This is a genomic window from Serratia oryzae (genome assembly GCF_001976145.1).
Lineage (GTDB): Bacteria > Pseudomonadota > Gammaproteobacteria > Enterobacterales > Enterobacteriaceae > Chania > Chania oryzae.
The window spans coordinates 284933-304245 of record NZ_MOXD01000004.1 but is presented as its reverse complement, the minus strand read 5'-3'; the positions used below and the strand labels follow the sequence as shown (position 1 = coordinate 304245).

Here is a 19313-nt window from a genome sequence, read left to right as displayed (position 1 = left end):
CGTGGTTAAGGGGAGGTGCTGAAACCGCCTGCTTCTTCAGTATACCTGCAGCACGTGAAGTTGCAGCGGTGTTATAGCCCTAAAAAATCCACAATCTGGGGGAAGTAGTGTTCGAAACCGACGAAGGCGTGGTTTCCACCGGACTCCACCGTTTGCCGACAGGCGGTGTAATAAGCCACGGCCTGCCCGTAATCGAGGATTTCATCGCCCGTTTGTTGCAGCAACCAGATTAAATCCGGCGACTCCAAGGGATCGATCTGCATCACTTTCAGATCGTAAACGTGGCGTGACTCTAACACATATTGCTGGCCGGTGTAGGGGTTCTCGTTCTGCCCGAGATAGTCGATCAGCAGTTCAAACGGCTTCACCGCCGGGTTAACCACCACGGCGGGCAGCGCAAAGCACTGTGACAGCCAAGTAGCGTAATAGCCCCCCAATGAAGAGCCCACCACCCCCAGCGTATGGCCTGCCCGTTCCATCACCAGATTTTCGAGCATGTCCGCCGCCTCTTCCGGGTAAGGCGGCAACTGTGGTACCAGCATCTCGATTTCTGGGCGATGTGCAGCCAGCCACGCCTTGAAAGAGGTTGCCTTAGCCGAGAGCGGGGAACTGTTAAAACCGTGTAGGTAGAGCAATGTTGAAGGCATCAGTAGCCGTCCGAGTCCATATCGGGGCGGAAATCGTCGTTCTCCAGCCGGAATACCTGAGTTTCTACGCGGCCATCGGGCAGCAGATCCAGGTAGCGCCAGCCCGGGGAAACCTCGTCGATCGTAAAATTGGTACAATGCGGTTTGAATTGCACACAGGTAGAAGGAGAAGCCAGCACGCGGCGCCCCTGCCAGTCGAGATCCAGCTCCTGGTGAATATGCCCGCACAGCAGGGTATTCACTTTGGGATAGTGCGCAAGCACGGCATCCAACATGTGCGAGTTACGCAGGCTGTGCTGATCGAGCCAGGTGCAGCCAGAGGCTAATGGATGGTGATGCAGCAACAGCAGCGTATAGCGCTCAGGAAAGGCGATGAGGCAACGCTCCATCCACTCCAACTGGTAATCACTCAGTTCGCCGTGCGGCACGCCGAAAACCTGGCTGTCCAACAGCAGTACCTGCCAGCGATCTCCTAGCAGAATATGCTTGGAAGGCGCGATCCCGGCGGCGGCTAATGCATCAACCATTGCCGGTTGGAAATCGTGATTGCCCGGCAGCCAGGCACAAGGTGCGGGCAGCCGGGTAATACCTTCAGCAAAGTGCCGGTAGGCGGCCAGGGAATGATCCTGTGCCAAATCGCCAGTCGCGACGATCAAATCGCTCGCCCGCTGTTGGGCGATGATGGCATCCAACACGGCGTGATAGCTGGAATAGGTATTGATGCCCAGCAAGGTCTCACTTTTACCGGCAAAAAGGTGGGTATCTGTTATTTGCAGGATCCTGACCGTGGCCCCACTCGCCACAGGCAGTTGAAACAGGCTTTCCAAATGGTGTCCTTTGTTATTGCAGTCTGCCTTTACCCACCGTCTTTCAAGCTGCCACGTTGTTGACTGCGCTCGCTCACCTCAGTCACTTAGCAACCTAAGCTCCTGAGGACTCACGAGCTTGTCGCCCAGTTGCAACTTGAAATCCATAGGGTATTACATAACCGGAACCGCCATCGCTCCATGCGCTAAACAATAGCGCAACCAATCAGCAAGAAACTGGTTAATTTGATGCTTTTCGTCACGTTGATGCAACTTTTTATTCGGATAATCATAACGCGCTTTAAAGCGGTAGATCTGCTGACTGGAACACACTTCCGCAACCATCGCGTCATAATATAGCCGCACCGTCATGGCTGGCAGGCTCCAGTAGCTGACCGCGGGCGCCGTCTGCTCAATGGCCACCAGCGCCGTATAACGGGTAGATTCAACAATAGTCAAACGATAACTGGCGCCACTCACCTGATAAGTCACAGTTTCACCCACTTCGTCGTTGCGCGGCAGCAAACGGCGTAATTGTGCGAAATTGGTTTCGCACAATCTCATCATTTCCGGAAAATCAGGGGTATAGCGCTTTTGCATTTAGTCGACCCACTCTGCTTTGAGCGATTCATGGTGCAACGCCAGCCACTGCAATGCGATCACGGATGCAGCGTTGTCAATTGCGCCTTCTTCAACCCAGCGGTAAGCCTGCTCACGGCTGACCACATGGACACGGATATCTTCATTTTCCTCCTCCAGTCCGTGGATCCCTTCCGCCGTCAGAGCATCAACCTCACCCACCATGATCGACAAGCGTTCGCTGGTGCCGCCGGGGCTGGCCAGATAACTCAACACCGGTTTACAGCGCCCAACCACCACTCCGGCCTCTTCCAGCGCTTCACGGCGGCAGACATCCTCTACGCTTTCCCCAGTTTCAATAATACCTGCCACCATTTCCAGCAGCCAAGGGGAAATCGAAGTATCGATCGCCGCAATGCGCAGTTGCTCAATCAAGACCACTTCATCACGCACCGGATCATAGGGTAGCAACACTGCCGCATGGCCGCGCTCAAAAATCTCGCGTTTTACCTCGCCACTCATCTCACCATTGAACAAACGATGACGGAACCGGTATAAATTAAGCGAAAAAAAACCACGATATAGCGTCTCACGTGCAATAATTTCTACATCATTTTCATCAAGAGTAACGGGCGAAGGTTGCAAGTGGTTCATCTGGCGAATTCTCCTGGGTAAGTATGCCGGTAAAATAAACGGTTTTGATGACAGAAACGGCAGGGTCATCTTCCTCGGCTTTGTGATAGATTGTGAACCATGATATCAGGTGATGCATGTGCAAACTGTCAAGCGTAGGTCAACGTAGCGCCCTGAAAGGTAAAAGTTCTGTGAGATGGCACATTAAGCCAACTTAAGCCATCGGCGCACTCTGCTAGAATCGGCAATTATTTCGTCTATCGTCAGCGCTAACATAGCAATATTGCTGCACAACAAGGAATGCAAATGAAGAAACTGCTCCCCCTTCTTATCGGACTGAGCCTGAGTGGCTTCAGTGCAATGAGCCAGGCAGAAAACCTGTTGCAGGTGTACAAACAGGCGCGGGAAAGTAACCCCGATCTGCGTAAAACGGCGGCTGACCGTGATGCGGCATTTGAAAAGATCAGTGAGGCACGCAGCCCGTTGCTGCCACAGCTTGGATTATCTGCCGGTTACAACCATACCAACGGTTTCCGTGATGCAAACGGCGTCAACAGCAATGCCACCAGCGGTTCCTTGGCACTGACACAGACCATTTTTGATATGTCCAAATGGCGTGCGCTGACGCTGCAGGAAAAAACCGCTGGGATTTCAGATGTCACTTTCCAGACGGCTTCCCAGAAGCTAATCCTTGATACCGCCACCGCCTACTTCAACGTGCTGCAGGCGATTGATTCGCTGTCCTATGTTCAGGCAAACAAACAGGCGGTTTACCGTACTCTGGATCAGACTACCCAACGTTTTAACGTCGGCCTGGTGGCGATTACCGACGTGCAGAACGCCCGCTCCAACTACGATACCGTGCTGGCAAATGAAGTGACCGCACGTAACAATCTGGATAACGCAGTAGAAAGCCTGCGTCAGATCACCGGTACTTTCTACCCGGAACTGGCTTCACTCAATACTGACAAATTCAGTACTCAACGCCCGGAGGCGGTGAATAACCTGCTGAAAGAAGCCGAGAAGCGCAACCTGAGCCTGCTTTCTGCGCGCCTGAGCCAGGATCTGGCCCGTGAGCAGATCAAATCGGCACAGACCGGCTATATGCCGACCGTCGATGTCTCCGCGTCTACAGGCATCACTAATACAAGAAACAGCGGTTCCAACAACACTTCACCTAGCAGGGATAATGGTCAGAATCAGGTCGGTGTCAGTTTAAACCTGCCGCTGTATAACGGTGGTGTGACCAATTCTCGGGTGCAACAGGCGCAGTACAACTTTGTTGGTGCCAGTGAGCAGTTGGAAAGCGTGCATCGCAGCGTAGTGCAGACCGTACGTTCTTCCTTCAACAACGTCTCTGCCTCTGTCAGCAGCATCAACGCTTATAAACAGGCGGTAGTCTCTGCCCAAAGTTCACTGGACGCGACAGAAGCCGGTTACGAAGTGGGCACGCGTACCATTGTCGATGTGCTGAATGCCACCACCACGCTGTATAACGCCAAGCAGCAACTTTCCAGCGCGCGTTATTCCTATCTGATCAATCAGTTAAACATCAAATCTGCGCTCGGTACGCTGAATGAAAACGATCTGATGATGATGAACGGCGTGTTGGGTAAGCCAGTTTCCACCTCGCCAGAGGTGGTAGCGCCAGCCACCTCCGCTCAGGATGCCTACGCCGACGGAGCCAGTGCGGCAGCGCCAGCAACGGCCAAACCTGCACGCAGCAGCATGTTGCGTAACTGATCGCCGTAGCCATAAAAAACGGGGCTCGACAAGTCGGCCCCGTTTTTTATTCTCTATACCCAAAATAATTCGAGTTGCAGGAAGGCGGCAACGCAGTGAATCCCCAGGAGCTTACTCAAGTAAGTGACTGGGGTGAGCGAGGAAAGCCAACGCACATGCAACTTGAAGTATGAAGGGTATATATACCCGTCATACTTCAAGCCAGCCTGGGCAAACGATGTGGCTTTATGCAAGCGGTATCATGATCTCAACATGGCATTGATCTGCTGTCTCGCTCCACACTCTGTAGCGCTCCAGCGTTGGTAAAGCGCTTGGCGTATGCCCAGTCGGTAACCCTTTCTTCTTGACGCTTTCCCAGGCTTTACTCAATACCCCATCAGAGATTTTGCCTTTTACGTCAAACAATAAAAAAGTGGTGGCGGGATAGGCATAGCACGTAAAACCTTCGAGGCTAACGCCTTCGACGCCAGCCAGATAATCGTTGCCCACGGCGGCATCAAAACCAAAGCACAGGCCAATATCACAGACCTTGCCTGACAGTGCCTCCAACCGCGCTTTACTGCCGTCTGACTTGATAATATCCCAGAGAACGCCACCATCAGGGGTGACCTTGCGGATACCGGTGACCGTAAATGCTGCTTTGCGAACCTGCTGATAGTCCATGTTACCCCCTCGTTGCTGTGCCACCTAATGGCTAAGCTGCAGCACCCCACGTGCGGCATCCAACCTCGCTTTCTGCCCACTGCGGGTTTTACTCATGCAACCGTGCATGCCCACAACCATCGGGATCCCCATCGCTTTGGCCAGAATGGCGGCATGTGATAATGCGCTGCCACCACTCAAACAAATACCAAGCACCATGCGTCGATCGAGCATCACCACGTCTGAAGGCATCAACTCATCCATCACCAGAATTGACGGTGCGCGGAGAATGAGCGGCGGGATTGGCTGCTGCTGCAAGTGGCTCAGCGTGCGGCGCAGAATGTCGCGCACATCCTGCTCACGCGCCTGCAGATATTCATCGTCCAACGCCCGATAGCCAGCAGCAACCTGCTCAAGTTCCCGCTGCCATGCCTGTTCGGCACTGCAATGTTCCTGAGCAATACGGGTATAGGCTGCCTGTTGCAGATCCGGATCGTCCAGCAATATGCTGTGCGCTCCGAATATCGCCGCTTGTACCTTACCCACCAGCGTAGCGGTGCGTTCTGCCAGCTTGTTGAGATCGCTCAGCGTGCGCTGCAAGGCGATACGTAACCGCTGTTGCTCATGCAGCACATCACCAGCACCCACCTTGCGCAGGTTCATCTGCGGCCAAAAGCTGAGAGCCTGCCATATCGGGCCGCTACTGACACTCTCCACCACCGGCATACCATGCAGCGAAGGCTGTTGCTGCTCGGTAACGGTTTCGCCAAAATGCTGCTCTGCCAATGCTTTGAAAGCGGCCAGCGCGGCGTCAGCCTGCGGGCCATTGGCGATCAGGCGGATGGTGTCACCCTGATGGATTTGCAACAACGCCAGTTGATTCAGGCTCAAAGGGCTGGCGCATTGACCGTGATTCTCCAACACCAGTTCCGCGTCAAAGGGCGCCAGCACCTCCGCCAAACGCGCCGCCGGGCGAGCGTGCAGGCCATGTGGGTTCTGTATCTTCCAGCTCAGGCTTTTGCCTGCCGTCAGTGGCAACTCCAGCGCTGTGGCTGCGGGCTTCCCTTCCCCCAATTGCACCTGCTTAATCTGCAAAGCCCCCTGCGCCTCCGCCAGAACCTGTTCCAAACCACCACCGGAGTTGGCTGCCACCACCGCCGCCAACGTGCCTTCCACCAGCGGTGCAGAACACAGCACCACCTTCGCTGCCAGTTCCGGGGCCAACAACTCAAGCGCCGTTTCCGCACTCAACAACGCGCTGCCGAGATCCATCAGCACCAGGATCCCGGTTCCATCAGATACCGACTCGATCGCCGCCATCACCTTTAGCGCATCTGTGCCGATCGGCTGTTCAGCATCATCAATCCCCGCGGCTAGCGCCAACTTGCAGCCATCACCACGCATCATCTGCCGGGCCAGTTCCTCTACGCCACGCGCCAGTTGAGCACTGTGTGAAACGACAACGATGTTGATCATCCGGCTTTCTCCGCTACTGCAGCCAGCGTTTTCATCATCAGCATGACCGAGGTGGCCCCCGGATCCTGATGACCAATGCTACGTTCCCCCAGATAGCTGGCGCGCCCTTTACGTGCCTGCATCGGGATCGTCGCCAGCGCCGCCTGTTCTGCACGCACGGCGGCCTGCTGTAAAGCCTGCGGCAAACCACGCTGTTGCTGTACCGACTGGCCAAGGCTCTCTAGCACCGGCCACCAGACGTCACACAGGGTTTTATCCCCCGGTTCCGCCTTGCCACGCATCGCCACGCCGGCAACGCCCTCCTGGATCACCTGCTGCAACTCCGCCAGATCCAGGCTTTGCTTGGCATTAGCTGCCTGTGCCGCGCGGATAAAGAAAGTGCCAAACAAGGGGCCGCTGGCACCGCCAACGCTGGAAAGCAGCGTCATACCGGTGTTTTTCAAAATAGTACCGATATCCTGATCCGCCACCGCAGGCAGCTTTTCCACCACTTTGTTAAAACCACGGCTCATGTTCAGGCCGTGGTCGCCGTCGCCAATCTCGGTATCCAACTGGGTTAAAACATCGCGCTCACGGGTAAAAACCTCAGCGCAACGCAGCAGCCACTCCAGCACCTGTTGTTTGCTTAACGTCATGCTTCCTCCCAGTTCCAGCGCAACGCAGGAGTTTTCACCGGTGCGTCCCACAGCGATAGTAATTCGTCATCGACTTGCAGCAAGGTGATAGAAACCCCCTGCATATCCAGTGAAGTGCAGTATGAACCCACCAGATTACGTTCAATGATTATCCCGGCCTCCGCGCAGCGCTCTGCCAGGCGGTGGTAAACACCATACAACTCGGAAAGCGGCGTGGCCCCCAGATTATTGACCAGTGCAATAACCCGATCGCCGCGCGCCAGAGCCCGTTTACTCTGGCTTTCATCACGCCATGCCGCAAGTTTGCGATCCCAAACGCGGATCGTGCGCTGATAGGGGCCATGTTCAATCAGGGTATGGAACATATCATCGACGGCCTGATTGAGGGTGGTGAATGGCCGCCGTTCGATACCTGGCTCGCCATGGATCCCCACGCCGAACTCCATTTCATTGTCTGCCAGAGTAAACGACGGTCTACCAGCAGCAGGAACGGTGCAGGCACCGAGGGCGATACCGATCGAATGCCCCTGATTGTTGACTTTGTGGCCCAGCGCCACCAACGCCTCCAAGTCGCCACCCTTTACCGCCGCCGCACCGAGCAGCTTTTCCATCAGCACAGTGTTAGCTACACCGCGCCGCCCGGCGGTAAACAGGCTGTCTTTGACCGCCACGTCATCATCCACCAGCACGGTTGCCACCAGCGTGCCGCTGTCATGCAGCAATTCGGTCGCCGTCTCAAAATTCATTACGTCGCCGGTATAGTTCTTGATGATCAGCAATACGCCAGCGCCACCGTCGATAGCCTGGCCGCATTGGTACATTTGGTCCGGCGTCGGTGAAGTGAAGATCTCTCCAGGGCAAGCGCCATCCAGCATTCCTTCGCCGACAAAACCACAGTGCATCGGCTCGTGGCCGCTGCCTCCACCGGACAAGAGCGCTACCTTGCCGGGAACCGGCCCCTCAGCCCGTGTAACAAAACGGGGCTCCTGATGGACACGCAGTTCCGGATGGGCTTCCCCCATTCCCAGCAATTGTTCATCTAATACCGACTCAAGGCTATTGAGCAGTTTCTTCACCATTCACTCCTCTTGTTGGAAATGTCGATACGCTGTTGTGCATTTTGGCGATATGCGCCGAGCACCTGTGGCGACTGGACAAGATTTAAGCATTATAAGCCGCATGATGTTGCATAATGGCACGCAGATAAAGCTTTCTACCGCCGTAAAGCGAACTGGCGCACATCACAACGTATAGCTGCGTAAAGAGTGGATTCTATGGGCATTTTCGCTTTAATTATGACCATCTTTCCCCTATCCTTACGGCCTACTACTGGGTAAGGGCGAATACAGCCCAAATGATGGGATTACTAACGATGAAACGAACAAAAAACATCAACCGAGATACATTCCGCAAATCCTGGCGCGTTGCGCCCGTGGCTTTGGCGATCAGCGCAGTCTTTATGCTGGCCGGCTGCGAACAGGCGGATGAAACGGTTTCTCTTTATCAGAATGCCGACGATTGTTCGCGCGCCAATCCTTCGATGAGCGAGCAATGCACCACCGCGTACAACAACGCGCTGAAAGAAGCCGAGAAAACCGCGCCGAAGTATGCCACCCGTGAAGATTGCGTAGCCGAATTCGGCGAAACGCAATGTACACAAACGCCAGCACCTGCTCAGGCAGGCATGGCCGCAGAATCACAAAACAGTGGTATCTCTTGGATGCCTTTGATGGCGGGCTATATGATGGGCCGTATGATGGGCGGTTCGGGCTTTGCCCAGCAGCCGCTGTTCACCTCTAAAAATGGTGCCAGCCCGGCAAACGGCAAATTCGTTGATGCTACCGGCAAGAGCTACGGCCCAGCTACCGCTGGCGGTCGTACCATGACCGTGCCAAAAACCGCCATGGCGCCTAAGCCGCCGGTAACCAACACCATCACCCGTGGTGGCTTTGGTGAAACCGTCGCCAAACAGACCAGCATGCAGCGCAGCAGCGCCACCTCCAGTTCCAGCTCTCGTAGCATGGGCGGTTAAGGCATGAAACGCGTTGCGATTACCGAGCGCCCAGACTGGCGCGAAAAAGCCACTGAATTCGGGTTTAAGTTTCACACCATGTACGGCGAGCCGTACTGGTGTGAAGATGCCTACTACCAGTTCACCCTGGCGCAAATTGAAGAGATCGAAAACGCTACCGCAGAGCTGCATCAAATGTGCCTGCAGGTGGTGGAGAAAGTGGTCAACAGCGACGAGTTGATGACCAAGTTCTGTATTCCAAAACATACCTGGGATTTCGTCCGCAGCTCCTGGCGCACCAATCAGCCTTCGCTGTATTCACGTCTCGATCTGGCTTATGACGGCGTCAACCCGCCTAAACTGCTGGAAAACAACGCCGATACGCCCACTTCGCTGTATGAAGCGGCCTTTTTCCAATGGCTGTGGCTGGAGGATCAGATCAACGCTGGCAAGTTGGATCCAGAGTCCGATCAGTACAATAGCCTGCAGGAAAAACTGATCGAGCGCTTTGCCGAACTGCAAACCCATCACGGCTTTAACCTGCTGCATCTGGCCTGCTGCCAAGACAGCGAGGAAGATCGCGGTACGGTGCAATATCTGCAAGATTGTGCGCTGGAAGCCGGCCTGCCGACCGAATTCCTGTTTATGGAAGAGATCGGCTTGGGTGAGAAAGGCCAGTTTACCGATCTGCAAAACCAGGTTATCGGTAACCTGTTCAAACTCTACCCTTGGGAATTCATGCTGCGCGAAATGTTTTCCACCAAGCTGGAAGACGCTGGCGTGCGCTGGCTGGAACCGGCGTGGAAGAGCATTATCTCCAATAAGGCGCTGTTGCCGCTGTTGTGGGAAATGTTCCCCAACCATCCGAATCTGCTACCGGCTTACTTTGCACAAGACGATCACCCACCATTGGATCACTACGTCACCAAGCCGCTGTTCTCACGCGAAGGGGCGAATATCCAGATCGTGCAAAACGGCCAGGAAGTGGCACGCGTCGAAGGGCCGTACGGCGAAGAAGGCATGATTGTGCAGCAGTTCCACCCGCTGCCGCAGTTTGAAGGCAGCTATACGCTGATTGGTAGCTGGCTGGTGAACGATCAGCCTTGCGGCATCGGCCTGCGGGAAGATCGCGAGTTGATCACTCAGGATCTGTCACGTTTCTACCCGCATATCATCCTTGGCTGATAGTACGTTGCAATAAATTGGGCGCAGCAGCATGTTGCGCCCAATGATTATTAGCCTACCTGCACCGAAAGCATGCTCAATGCCCCCATTTCAATGCCGTCGACCGGGATTGAGATCGGCTCTTTGCCATCCCAACCGCCCAGCACATACAGCAACGGCAGATAATGTTCCGGCGTGGGGTTCGACAATGCCGCGCCTTCGTGTTGCATAAAATTCACCAGCGGATGGTTATCCCCCTGATAATTCAGGTTATCACGCACGTACTGGTTGAATGATTCTGCCCACGGATAAGGAGTAGCGTTCCCCTGCCATTTCACCATCCGCAGGTTATGCACCACATTCCCGCTGGCAACGATCATGATGCCCCGATCGCGCAGCGCCGCGAGCTTACGCCCCATTGCATAGTGGTACTCAGCAGGCTGGGTGCCATCGATACTGAGCTGCACCACCGGGATATCCGCTTGCGGGTACATTTTGATCAGCACGCCCCAAGTACCGTGATCCAATCCCCATTCACCGCTGTCTGCCACCACCTCGATCGGAGCCAGCAAAGCTTGCAACTCTGCCGCCAGTTCTGGTGAACCAGGTGCCGGATATTGGGTATCAAACAGCGCCTGAGGAAAGCCGCCAAAGTCGTGAATGGTTTTTGGCTGCTCCATCGCCGTCACGGCCGTGCCCCGGGTATACCAGTGGGCAGAAACGGCAACGATCGCTTTCGGGCGTGGTAATTGCTCACCCAATGCACGCCACGCCTGGGTATAACGATTCTCTTCCAGCACGTTCATCGGGCTACCGTGGCCAAGAAAAAGTGCAGGCATACGAGAGGTGGTCATAAGTTATCCTTTGGTTAGCGTCATATTCTTTCTGCTGATTACATTACGCCCTTTGTTTTCGGGAAACAGTCAGATAACCATGATGAAGATCTTCAATAAATTTGAACGGCGAGATCAATGGAAGTAATAAGCCAAATCAGCTCGATTTATACCTTTACTCTGTTAGTATCAGAGCATAAACAATAATCATTAGCATAAAGGAATCTATCTTGTCAGTACCGCTGATTCTGACCCTGCTGGCCGGTGGCGCGACCTTTGTCGGCGCCCTGTTCGGCATTATTGGCCAGAAACCTTCTAACCGCCTGTTGGCATTTTCCCTCGGCTTTGCCGCCGGGATTATGCTGCTGATTTCTCTGATGGAAATGCTGCCTGCCGCATTGCATACCCCAGGGATGTCACCGATGCTCGGCTACGGCATGTTTATGCTTGGGCTCTTGGGCTACTTTGCGCTCGATCGCCTGCTGCCACACCAGCACCCGCAAGACTTGGTGCAAAAGCCGATTAAACCGCACAACCTCAAGCGCACGGCAGTCCTGTTGACGCTGGGGATCAGCCTGCACAACTTCCCTGAAGGCATCGCCACCTTCGTCACTGCCAGTGCCGATCTGGAACTGGGCATGGGGATTGCGTTGGCCGTCGCGATTCACAATATTCCCGAAGGGCTGGCAGTGGCCGGGCCGGTGTATGCAGCGACCGGTTCAAAAACCAAGGCGCTGATGTGGTCGGGGATATCCGGCCTGGCAGAAATCCTGGGAGGGGTTCTGGCTTTTCTGCTGTTGGGCCCGATGGTTTCGCCGGTGGTAATGGCGTCAATTATGGCGGCAGTAGCCGGGATTATGGTGGCGCTGTCGGTGGATGAACTGATGCCGCTGGCCAAAGAGATCGATCCGCACAATAACCCAAGTTATGGCGTGCTTTGTGGCATGGCAGTAATGGGATTCAGCCTGACGCTGCTGCAAAGCGGCGGGATTGGTTAATAAGAAAAAGCCGCGACACGCGTAATGCCGGTCAGTTAAACGCAAAACTGCATAATTGTGTGCAATTGCTAAAGGAGCCGCCCCCTCTCCCCAAGGGAGAGGGAACTGGTTAGCCTTAACTGACAAGCATTACGCGACACACGCGGCTTTTTACCTCTTTTCAGCCAATCAGCTGGCTTTCTTTTCCTGCGCCTGACGGTACGCCACCAGATCTTCAATGGTCAATACAACCATCTGGTGCTGTTTGGCGAACTCGATCACTTCCGGCGCGCGCGCCATGCTGCCGTCATCGTTGGTCAGTTCACACAGCACACCGGCAGGTTTGAAACCGGCCATCGAGACCAGGTCGATCGTCGCTTCGGTGTGGCCACGGCGGCTCAATACGCCACCCGGTTGGGCACGCAGCGGGAACACGTGGCCTGGGCGGCTTAAATCGCTCGGCTTGGCGTGATCGGCAATCGCGGCGCGAATGGTTGTCAGGCGATCGGTTGCCGATACCCCTGTCGTCACGCCCTGTGCGGCTTCGATAGTCACGGTAAACGCCGTTTGGAACTGGCTGGAGTTATTGGTAACCATCATCGGCAGCTCAAGCTGCTGGCGACGATCTTCGGTGATACACAGGCACACAATACCGCTGCCGTGGCGAATGGTCAGCGCCATCTGCTCAACGGTCATGGTTTCTGCGGCGAAGATCATATCACCTTCGTTTTCACGGTTTTCATCATCGAGCACCATCACACCGCGCCCGTTGCGCAATGCGTCGAGCGCGCGTTCAACGCGTTCTGCTGGCGTGCCGAAATCTGAAAGTAGAGTCTGATTCATGGTAAAAAACCTCATTAATATTATGGATTACCAGAACCAGGGCTAGCTTGAGGAGTGGCTATAACCATAGCCGAAAAAATAACGCAAGCGGGCATAAGCCCGACAGGTGTCGTTACTCTCTCCCATCCGGACTATAACCGTCGGCCCCGGAATTACACCGGATCTGCTGACCTCTAACCTCCCTCAAGAGAGAAGTTGAGCGCTCGCGGGCTTTCACCGTAGAAGGTGATTTACCGCCGGTGGGGACTTTCACCCCGCCCTGAGAATAAGCCTCTCGACTATAGCGCCATCACCTTCGTGTTTCAAGCCACGCGGTGAGATGAAGAGTATTGGTTTATCCGGCAGGCAACTCGCATTACACTAGGCACCAGCCACCCAATATCAGAAAGGGAAATGCCATGATTGACCCGAAAAAAATCGAACAGATCGCACGCCAGGTACAAGAATCTCTGCCTAAAGGCGTACGGGAATTCGGGGAAGACGTTGAGAAAAAGGTCCGTCAGGTGCTGCAGGCGCAGCTAACCCGGCTGGATCTGGTTAACCGTGAAGAGTTCGACGTGCAAACTCAAGTGCTGCTGCGCACCCGCGAGAAGCTGGCGTTGCTGGAGCAGCGTTTGGCCGAGCTGGAAGGCAAGCAGAGTGCCGCGCCAGCCAACAAACCAGAAGACGAATAAACGTGATCGAGGGCGCCGCAACGCGCCCTTATTCCTTCCTGACGACCACCTGTGCCCGGCGCGGCAGCACCAGCCAGATCAGCGCCAGCATCACCACTGCATACAGGCTTTTCCAACCGATAATCACCAGCAGCAACAGGCACAATATTGAGCCAATCACCGCCATCAGCCGCGCACGCCCCGGCAGGATCCAGCAACCGGCCAGCATACACAGCAGATAAATCAGCACAAAAATCCCATTGGCATACACCAGCAGCGTATCCAGCGGTAGATTCAGGGTATAGATCAGCAGAGTAAAGATCAGGCAGCACCCCACCACTGCGCTCAAGGCATTCACCGGCACCCGGCCTGGGGAAAGTTTGGCCAACGCGCTTGATGGCTTGGCCTGAGCCTGCGACCACACCAGGCGGGCAAAGCTCTGGGTATAGATATTCACGCTGGCAAAACACGCCAGATAACCGATGATGCAGGCAATCCACAGCGCGCTTTCGCCAAACAGTTGTACAACCACGCCGGGCAGCGAAGCGGCGGCAGCGCGATCGGCACCGTAGGCATGAAAGTGCAGCACCGCCACGGTGCAGCCCCAGTAGACGGCACCGGCCACCAGCATGCCAATCAGCAGCGCGCGCGGGAAATCCCGTTCAGAGTTACGGAATTCGGTGGCCAGATGGGCAAAAGCTTCCAGCCCAACGAAGCACCAGAACATCACGGCCAAAGCGTGGAACATGTTGGGCGGGGAAATGTTGCTGACCACGGGCCAAGGGATCTGTGCTGGCGTAATGCCGCCTTTCCACCAGATCGCCACCACCAACGCAACAACCAGAATAGCAATCAGCGTCTGAATATTGGCGCTGGAACCGGCACTGCGCGTGCCGAGCAGCCAGATCACCACCAGCGTGGCAATCTGCACCAGCAGCAAACCGTTGGCACTCCAGCCAAACGCGGATTGCCAGAAACCTGCCGCAATTTGCAACGCGGCAGGCAACCCAACGGGGATCACGGAGAGAAACAGCCAGCCGGTCACTCTCGCCATACGCGGCCCGAAGGCCAAACCGACAAAGTGCGCCGCACCGCCCGCGCTGGGGAAGTGGCGGCCTAACGCCGCAAAGGCAATAGCGATCGGAAACACCAGCGCAATCAGTATCGGCCAGGCCCACAGGCTGTCATTTCCAGCGACCTGCGCCGCCAGTGCCGGTACAGCAAACACCCCGGTCCCCAGCAGCGAAGTGGACAACAGCCCAACGCCCTGCGCCAAACTCAGATCCTGCTTCAGTCCACTCACGATAAGCCTTATTGGGCGTTAATCACGCCCATCTTTGATGGCTTTGATAATGTTGGTTGTTGATAACCCATCTTCAAAGTTCAGCACTTTCACCTCACCGCCGTTGGCCCAGACTTCGGCACTACCAGCAATGTCCTGCGGCTTGTAATCACCGCCTTTGACCAGTAAATCTGGCAGGATGTCGGCGATCAGGCGCTGCGGCGTATCCTCTTCAAACGGCACCACCCAGTCCACGGCCCCCAGGGCACCCAGCACGATCATACGATTTTCTAACGGGTTGATCGGGCGCGTTTCCCCTTTCAGGCGTTTAGTGGAAGCATCGCTGTTAACCGCGACGATCAGGCGATCGCCCAGCTTGCGCGCATTCGCCAGATAGGAAACATGGCCAGCATGCAGAATGTCAAAGATGCCGTTGGTCATCACCACTTTTTCACCGCGCTGCCGCGCCTGCGCCACGGCCTTTTTCAGTTCGGCTTCGGTCATTACGCCAAAACCGGTTTCGGCACGGCCACGAATGGCGTTTTCCAGCTCGATAGGCGAAACGGTGGAGGTTCCCAGCTTGCCAACCACCACGCCGGCCGCCGCGTTCGCCAGGAAGCAAGACTCCTCCAGCGAGTTACCTGCCGCCAGCGACGCCGCCAGCACGCCAATGACCGTATCCCCCGCACCGGTAACATCGAACACTTCCTGCGCCTGCGTTGGCAGATGCAACGGCTCATGGCCTGGTTGCAACAGCGTCATCCCCTGTTCGGAACGGGTGACCAGCAACGCTGAAAGCGCATAATCAGCCACCAGCTTCATGCCGCGTTCGACCAGTTCATCGTCATCTTTGCAATGGCCAACTACCGCTTCGAACTCAGACAGGTTTGGCGTCAGCAGCGTCGCGCCACGGTAGCGCTCAAAGTCGGTGCCTTTTGGATCGATCAGCACCGGCACGTTAGCCGCTCGCGCCAGGGCGATCATGCCCTGCACTTTGCTCAGCGCCCCTTTGCCGTAGTCCGACAGCACCAGTGCGCCAATCTGCGGCAACGCCTGCTGGATGCGCTCCAGCATTGGCTGCGGATCGACGTTAGAGAAACCTTCTTCGAAATCCAGGCGGATCAACTGCTGGTTGCGGGAAAGCACGCGCAGCTTGGTGATGGTCGGGTGCGTCGGCACCGAGACAAAGTCACAACGCACGTTGACTTCGCTCAGCTTGGCACTTAGCGCACGCGCCGCATCGTCGATGCCGGTCAGCCCCACCAGGCGCGAATTGGCACCGAGTGACGCGATGTTCATCGCAACGTTAGCCGCACCGCCGGGACGCTCTTCAATGGTATCAACCTTGACCACCGGCACCGGCGCTTCCGGTGAAATACGGCTGGTTGGCCCATACCAATAGCGGTCCAACATGACATCACCAACCACCAGCACACCGGCACGGCGAAAATCAGGCAGTGTAACTTTCATCCGATAACTCCAAACAAGTCATAAAAATAAATTCGGCAGATATTACCATAGCGGCCAGTAATACCCGTAATAACCCGGTTAACTTAACCATTTCTGCCAGCTGGCCCGCACCTGCTCGCGTTCCGTCATAAACAGCTGGTTGCTGACCTTGCTGGAATGTTCCTGCAAGGCCAGATGGTGAATTTCATCACGCATGGTGACGTAGGCCTGGGTCAGCGCCCGCGCTTCCTCTTCCGGCATAATGTCGTAGTTGGCCATCAGCTCGAAGATGCGCACGTTATCGGACCAACGCGTCAGGCGTGGTTCCGCACTCGCATAACGTAATACCAGATATTGGGCGATAAATTCGATGTCGGTGATGCCATCTTCGTCTGCTTTGATATCAAACAGATCGCGCTGTTTATTGCCCAGATGGTTGCGCATTTTCTCGCGCATTTCACGCACTTCCTGCTGCAGCTTTTCTGCTTCACGCGCTTTGCACAGGATCTCGTGGCGGATGGCGTCAAACTGCTGATGCAACGCCGGATCACCATATACAATACGCGCACGCACCAGAGCCTGATGCTCCCAGGTCCAGGCCTCGTTATGCTGATAATCGGCGAACGCCTCGACGGTGCTGACCAGCATCCCGGCGGCCCCGGAAGGGCGCAGGCGTGCATCCACTTCATAAAGAATGCCAGAAGAAGTACGGGTGCTGAACAGATGCATCACGCGCTGGGCCAGGCGCAGGTAGAACTGACGGCCATCGATACAGCGTGCGCCATCGGTCATCACCTCCGGCGGGCAGTCGAGCAGGAATACGAGATCGAGATCGGAACTGTAACCCAACTCCCAACCCCCCAGCTTGCCGTAGCCAATCACCGCAAAACCGCGCCCTTCCCGTTCATGCAGGTGAGTTGGCTGGCCGTAGCGCGCCACCATGTCTTTCCACGCCTGTTGCACCACCGCATCAATGATCGCTTCTGCCAGATAGGTTAAGTGATCGCTCACTTTCATTACCGGCAGCGCTTCGGCGATGTCCGCTGCGGCAATACGCAACTGCTGCGCCTGCTTGAACTGCCGCAGCGCTTCCAGTTGCTGTTCTTCGTCGTCTTCCGGCACGCGCAGGCGGTACTGGCGCAGTTCACTACGATAGGCATCCAGCGCCACCGGCTGGTATAGCGTGGCAGGATCCAGCAGTTCATCCAGCAACAGTGGATAGCGCGCCAGTTGGCTGGCCACCATCGGCGAGGCCGCACACAGGCGGATCAGATGGCTGAGAGCGGCCTGATACTCCACCAGCAGCTCCAGATAGGTGGTGCGGGTGACAATGCTCAGTAACAGTTGGGTCAAACGCACCAGCGCGGTGGGCGCGTCGCCGCGCGGGCAGACCTCCGCCAGCAGGCGCGGCATCAGTTGATCCAGCACATCGCGGCCACGCGGGCCGATGGTGCGTTTGTCCACGTCACGACGGAATTCAGCGATCGTACGCAACATCTGGCGGCGGGGTTCTTCGGTCAGATGCGGCGTCAGCGGCGTGAGTTCGTTTTCGTCCAGATCGTCCTGCCACAGGCTATGATAGTGCTGATAGTTGGGATCTTCGCCTACATCGGGGCTATCGTCGCCGATCAGGTCATCAAACACGGCGCGCACATTCTGCATCTGTGCCTCCAGTGCCGCCAGCAGTGCTGGCCAATCGGGCTGATCCATCCCCCAGGCGAGGCGCGCCTGATCCAGCGCATCCTGCGGCAATGTTTGCGTTTGCTGATCGGCAATCGCCTGGAGCAGGTTTTCCAACCGCCGTAGGAACAGATAACTGGCGCTCAACTCGGCCACCTGCTGCGGCGTCAGCAGCCCCAGTTCCCCCACCGCCTGCAAGGTGGGCAGTAGCGCACGCCCCTGCAGGCTGGGTTCGCGCCCGCCGCGGATCAGTTGGAATACCTGGGTGATAAATTCAATTTCGCGGATGCCACCGGCACCCAGTTTGATATTGTCCTTCAGCCCGCGCCGCCGCACTTCACGGGCAATCATGCCTTTCATATTGCGCAACGACTGGATCACGCTGAAATCGATATAGCGGCGGAACACGAATGGCCGCAGCGTGTTACGCAGTTCCTGGCTGTAGGGATCTTCAGAGCCGCCCATCAGGCGTGCTTTCACCATGGCATAACGTTCCCAATCGCGCCCCTGCTCCTGGTAGTAATCCTCCAGCGCGGCAAAGCTCATCACCAGCGGGCCACTGTCACCAAACGGCCGCAGGCGCATATCCACCCGGTAGACAAAGCCGTCGATAGTTTGCTGATCCAGCGCCTTGATCAGCCGCTGCCCCAAACGGGTGAAGAACTGGGCGTTGTCCAGCTCACGCCTGCCGCCTTGCGTCTGGCCATTTTCCGGGTAAACAAAGATCAGGTCGATATCCGAAGAGAAATTCAGCTCACCGCCCCCCAGCTTGCCCATCCCCAGGATCAGCAGCGGTTGCGGCACGCCTGCGGCATTGCAAGGGGTGCCCCACTCACGGCAACAGGTCTGGTAGAGCCAATCCCGGGCGCTGACGATCAGCGTTTCTGCTAACGCGCTCAACTGCTGCAAGGTTTGCTCTGTGGTGCAAAGCTGTTGGGCCTGCGCCCAGGCAATACGCACCAGGCTCTCGCGGCGAAACAGGCGCAGAACCTGCATCAACCGTGTTTCGTCGCGCACCTCTTCCAACTCGTCCTGCAACCAGGCCGCATAGTGCTGCCACTCTTCCGGAACCGGTGGCTGCTGGCGCAGCCTTTCCAGCCACTCGGGGTGGCCAAGCAACATGTCTCTGACAAAATCGCTCGACGCCAAAACAGCCTGTTCCGCAGCACTGAGCAGCACCTCAGCGCCTTGAGTTTCCTGAAATCGCTGCACGATATCCTGTGCCTGAACCTGTAACGCAGCAGAGAGTGGCAACATAAG

General features: G+C 56.1%; 18 protein-coding genes and 1 riboswitch. Of the genes, 5 read left to right on the top strand and 13 right to left on the bottom strand.

Annotated features, from left to right (window positions below; all coding sequences use genetic code 11):
* Positions 1–71: 71 nt before the first annotated feature.
* The 4 genes from yqiA to nudF all read right to left on the bottom strand — a co-directional run bounded on the left by yqiA (position 72) and on the right by nudF (position 2686).
* The gene (yqiA, locus tag BMI79_RS09810) at positions 72–647 is read right to left on the bottom strand and encodes an esterase YqiA (RefSeq protein WP_076941948.1); all 576 of its coding nucleotides are present in this window, start codon (positions 645–647) and stop codon (positions 72–74) included.
* Positions 647–1474 carry a 3',5'-cyclic-AMP phosphodiesterase gene (cpdA, locus tag BMI79_RS09805; RefSeq protein WP_076941947.1) on the bottom strand — a complete coding sequence of 276 codons (828 nt, stop codon included), beginning with the start codon at positions 1472–1474 and terminating at the stop codon, positions 647–649. Before cpdA ends, yqiA begins: the two co-directional genes overlap by 1 nt.
* A gap of 153 nt (positions 1475–1627) precedes the next feature.
* On the bottom strand, positions 1628–2053 hold the full coding sequence (locus BMI79_RS09800) for a DUF1249 family protein (RefSeq protein ID WP_076941946.1): 426 nt from the start codon (positions 2051–2053) through the stop codon (positions 1628–1630).
* Positions 2054–2686, bottom strand: coding sequence for an ADP-ribose diphosphatase (nudF, locus tag BMI79_RS09795; RefSeq protein ID WP_076941945.1), 633 nt, complete (start codon positions 2684–2686; stop codon positions 2054–2056). It abuts the gene before it with no gap.
* A gap of 285 nt (positions 2687–2971) precedes the next feature.
* Here nudF and tolC point away from each other — a divergent pair, with 285 nt between their 5' ends.
* Entirely contained in the window at positions 2972–4408 is a 1437-nt protein-coding gene (gene tolC / locus BMI79_RS09790; protein ID WP_076941944.1) for an outer membrane channel protein TolC, read from the top strand.
* A gap of 225 nt (positions 4409–4633) precedes the next feature.
* Here the strand turns inward: tolC and BMI79_RS09780 are convergent, their stop codons facing one another.
* Genes BMI79_RS09780 through dhaK form a run of 4 tightly spaced genes read right to left on the bottom strand, consistent with a single transcriptional unit; the run spans position 4634 to position 8237 of the window.
* Positions 4634–5071 carry a GyrI-like domain-containing protein gene (locus BMI79_RS09780; RefSeq protein ID WP_076941942.1) on the bottom strand — a complete coding sequence of 146 codons (438 nt, stop codon included), beginning with the start codon at positions 5069–5071 and terminating at the stop codon, positions 4634–4636.
* A 24-nt stretch (positions 5072–5095) separates the two neighbouring features.
* Positions 5096–6526 (bottom strand): dihydroxyacetone kinase phosphoryl donor subunit DhaM, encoded by a 1431-nt coding sequence (gene dhaM, locus BMI79_RS09775; protein WP_076941941.1) that lies wholly within the window; start codon positions 6524–6526, stop codon positions 5096–5098.
* Positions 6523–7161, bottom strand: a complete 639-nt coding sequence (dhaL, locus tag BMI79_RS09770) for a dihydroxyacetone kinase subunit DhaL (RefSeq protein WP_076941940.1) — start codon at positions 7159–7161, stop codon at positions 6523–6525. Before dhaL ends, dhaM begins: the two co-directional genes overlap by 4 nt.
* On the bottom strand, positions 7158–8237 hold the full coding sequence (gene dhaK, locus BMI79_RS09765; protein ID WP_076942069.1) for a dihydroxyacetone kinase subunit DhaK: 1080 nt from the start codon (positions 8235–8237) through the stop codon (positions 7158–7160). Before dhaK ends, dhaL begins: the two co-directional genes overlap by 4 nt.
* Before the next feature lie 296 nt (positions 8238–8533).
* On the opposite strand from dhaK, the gene BMI79_RS09760 reads away from it, so the two are divergent.
* Complete coding sequence (locus BMI79_RS09760; protein ID WP_076941939.1) at positions 8534–9193, top strand: DUF1190 family protein; 660 nt, start codon at positions 8534–8536, stop codon at positions 9191–9193.
* A gap of 3 nt (positions 9194–9196) precedes the next feature.
* Complete coding sequence (locus BMI79_RS09755) at positions 9197–10357, top strand: glutathionylspermidine synthase family protein (protein WP_076941938.1); 1161 nt, start codon at positions 9197–9199, stop codon at positions 10355–10357.
* Between the two features lie 50 nt (positions 10358–10407).
* On the opposite strand, the gene ygiD is transcribed toward BMI79_RS09755, so the two are convergent.
* The gene (gene ygiD, locus BMI79_RS09750) at positions 10408–11190 is read right to left on the bottom strand and encodes a 4,5-DOPA-extradiol-dioxygenase (RefSeq protein ID WP_076941937.1); all 783 of its coding nucleotides are present in this window, start codon (positions 11188–11190) and stop codon (positions 10408–10410) included.
* A 209-nt stretch (positions 11191–11399) separates the two neighbouring features.
* Between ygiD and zupT the strand changes: the two genes are divergently transcribed.
* Positions 11400–12167: a zinc transporter ZupT gene (gene zupT, locus BMI79_RS09745; RefSeq protein ID WP_076941936.1), complete on the top strand. Its 768-nt coding sequence runs from the start codon at positions 11400–11402 to the stop codon at positions 12165–12167.
* 168 nt (positions 12168–12335) lie between these two features.
* Here zupT and ribB read toward each other — a convergent pair whose 3' ends face one another.
* The gene (ribB, locus tag BMI79_RS09740) at positions 12336–12989 is read right to left on the bottom strand and encodes a 3,4-dihydroxy-2-butanone-4-phosphate synthase (RefSeq protein WP_076941935.1); all 654 of its coding nucleotides are present in this window, start codon (positions 12987–12989) and stop codon (positions 12336–12338) included.
* 110 nt (positions 12990–13099) lie between these two features.
* Positions 13100–13260: riboswitch (FMN riboswitch) on the bottom strand.
* 127 nt (positions 13261–13387) lie between these two features.
* Here ribB and ubiK point away from each other — a divergent pair.
* On the top strand, positions 13388–13663 hold the full coding sequence (gene ubiK / locus BMI79_RS09735) for a ubiquinone biosynthesis accessory factor UbiK (RefSeq protein ID WP_076941934.1): 276 nt from the start codon (positions 13388–13390) through the stop codon (positions 13661–13663).
* Between the two features lie 28 nt (positions 13664–13691).
* Here the strand turns inward: ubiK and yjeH are convergent, their stop codons facing one another.
* The 3 genes from yjeH to glnE all read right to left on the bottom strand — a co-directional run bounded on the left by yjeH (position 13692) and on the right by glnE (position 19310).
* On the bottom strand, positions 13692–14945 hold the full coding sequence (gene yjeH / locus BMI79_RS09730; protein ID WP_076941933.1) for an L-methionine/branched-chain amino acid transporter: 1254 nt from the start codon (positions 14943–14945) through the stop codon (positions 13692–13694).
* 18 nt (positions 14946–14963) lie between these two features.
* Entirely contained in the window at positions 14964–16394 is a 1431-nt protein-coding gene (gene hldE / locus BMI79_RS09725) for a bifunctional D-glycero-beta-D-manno-heptose-7-phosphate kinase/D-glycero-beta-D-manno-heptose 1-phosphate adenylyltransferase HldE (RefSeq protein ID WP_076941932.1), read from the bottom strand.
* 78 nt (positions 16395–16472) lie between these two features.
* A complete protein-coding gene (glnE, locus tag BMI79_RS09720) occupies positions 16473–19310 on the bottom strand; it encodes a bifunctional [glutamate--ammonia ligase]-adenylyl-L-tyrosine phosphorylase/[glutamate--ammonia-ligase] adenylyltransferase (protein ID WP_076941931.1) in 2838 nt (945 codons plus the stop codon).
* Positions 19311–19313: the final 3 nt, after the last annotated feature.

Bases quoted from the DNA above. Each gene is read 5' to 3' on its own strand.
- BMI79_RS09780 (WP_076941942.1), bottom strand. From the start codon at position 5,071: ATGGACTATCAGCAGGTTCGCAAAGCAGCATTTACGGTCACCGGTATC.
- hldE (WP_076941932.1), bottom strand. From the start codon at position 16,394: ATGAAAGTTACACTGCCTGATTTTCGCCGTGCCGGTGTGCTGGTGGTT.
- ubiK (WP_076941934.1), top strand. From the start codon at position 13,388: ATGATTGACCCGAAAAAAATCGAACAGATCGCACGCCAGGTACAAGAA.
- glnE (WP_076941931.1), bottom strand. From the start codon at position 19,310: ATGTTGCCACTCTCTGCTGCGTTACAGGTTCAGGCACAGGATATCGTG.
- ribB (WP_076941935.1), bottom strand. From the start codon at position 12,989: ATGAATCAGACTCTACTTTCAGATTTCGGCACGCCAGCAGAACGCGTT.
- dhaM (WP_076941941.1), bottom strand. From the start codon at position 6,526: ATGATCAACATCGTTGTCGTTTCACACAGTGCTCAACTGGCGCGTGGC.
- BMI79_RS09800 (WP_076941946.1), bottom strand. From the start codon at position 2,053: ATGCAAAAGCGCTATACCCCTGATTTTCCGGAAATGATGAGATTGTGC.
- BMI79_RS09755 (WP_076941938.1), top strand. From the start codon at position 9,197: ATGAAACGCGTTGCGATTACCGAGCGCCCAGACTGGCGCGAAAAAGCC.
- yqiA (WP_076941948.1), bottom strand. From the start codon at position 647: ATGCCTTCAACATTGCTCTACCTACACGGTTTTAACAGTTCCCCGCTC.
- tolC (WP_076941944.1), top strand. From the start codon at position 2,972: ATGAAGAAACTGCTCCCCCTTCTTATCGGACTGAGCCTGAGTGGCTTC.
- nudF (WP_076941945.1), bottom strand. From the start codon at position 2,686: ATGAACCACTTGCAACCTTCGCCCGTTACTCTTGATGAAAATGATGTA.
- dhaL (WP_076941940.1), bottom strand. From the start codon at position 7,161: ATGACGTTAAGCAAACAACAGGTGCTGGAGTGGCTGCTGCGTTGCGCT.
- BMI79_RS09760 (WP_076941939.1), top strand. From the start codon at position 8,534: ATGAAACGAACAAAAAACATCAACCGAGATACATTCCGCAAATCCTGG.
- ygiD (WP_076941937.1), bottom strand. From the start codon at position 11,190: ATGACCACCTCTCGTATGCCTGCACTTTTTCTTGGCCACGGTAGCCCG.